This window comes from Streptomyces sp. MnatMP-M17, assembly GCF_900091995.1.
GTDB lineage: Bacteria > Actinomycetota > Actinomycetes > Streptomycetales > Streptomycetaceae > Streptomyces.
In genome coordinates, this window is the sequence record NZ_FMDK01000917.1 from 1 (window position 1) to 1224 (window position 1224).

Below are 1224 nucleotides of genomic sequence, written 5' to 3' on the forward strand. Positions count from 1 at the left end.
GCAGCGTTGTTGACGCGGGTGATGGGGGGCTGGCCTGCGAGTGCGGTGTGGCCGCGGTGGTGGTTGTAGCTGTGGAGGAAGTCTGCCAGGGCTGTGGTTCGCTCATCGTTGGTGGTGTAGGGCCGCAGGTAGGCCCATTCATTGAGCAGGGTGCGGGTAGGGTCGGCCGAGCGGCGAGGTCCCTGCTGTGCAGGGCCTTTTCCGCTCGGCCTCCCACCGAACCGGACGGGCCCGATTTCCGAGCATCCGGCTCTCCAGTGACTACTGCGTGAGCGCCGTGTTCAGCTTCCCGGTGTGGATGCGCTCGTGACAGGCACCGCAGACCACAAGGGCCTTGCGCCGGCGTCCTGCCATGATTTTCATCCAATCGGGGGACGGCCCATCTGATCGGCTGAGGTCGTTGAGTGACCTGATGTGGTGAACCTCCACCTCACCCGCCCGCTCGCAGACCTCGCACCGATTCCCCTGGAGTCGACGGATCAGCTCCTTGTGGGGATAGACGGGACCCGTCAGGCGGTCGGTCAATTCTGCCGCCTTCTGACGCTTGAGGGGAATCCCTCCGAATCGGGCTACCAGTTCCTTCCTGTTGTCCCGCGGCATGCGAGCCTCGAAACAAGTGCGCGGTCCGTAGGGCGTCTGGACCTTGGCCTTGAAGCGGGCCGCCATCTTCGACACCGTTGAGCCGTGCTTTCGCGCCAGAGTTCGGAGCATGGAAGTTTCCATGACCCAGCGCAGCCGGTGAAGTCGGAAGACGTCACCGGCCATCAGGTAGTACTGGACAACACCCCTGTACTCGATGGCGAACTTGCCGACAATTACGTGATCGGATTCGTTCACGAGCGAGTTCCGGCAAGCGGGTTTCCCTCGCGCCATGTATGGGGTGTACTTGGCCTTGATAACGTCGGCAGGCACGTGCAGGACGATCGTCCCGTTGAGGGATCGACGGTTGCGCCGATCCGATGCAGAAGGCCGTCGCGTTCTGCGGTCCGTACTCGCCGTCGATATCTCATAGCCGAGAAACCGAGCCCTGCCTGTCCGGGCATGGGTGATCAGCGTTTTCTCTTCCGACAGCTCCAGCTTGAGGTCTTCTCGCAGGAAAGCCGCCAGACGCCGTTTGATTTCTTCGGCTTCGGCCTTTGGCCCGACAAACCCGAGGAGGGTGTCGTCGGCATAGCGCACGTATCGCAGTCGCCGGTAGTCAGGATCGTTCGGATCCTGACTGGG

The 1224-nt window shown here is 62.6% G+C and carries 1 protein-coding gene and 1 pseudogene; both read right to left on the bottom strand.

Going from position 1 to position 1224, the window contains the following annotated elements:
• Positions 1-155 (bottom strand): annotated as a pseudogene (locus tag GA0115259_RS33380) (integrase core domain-containing protein); the annotation flags it as partial.
• 106 nt (positions 156-261) lie between these two features.
• Positions 262-1224, bottom strand: a 963-nt coding sequence (locus tag GA0115259_RS33385) for a group II intron reverse transcriptase/maturase (protein ID WP_305129804.1), incomplete at its 5' end; no start/stop codon positions are given.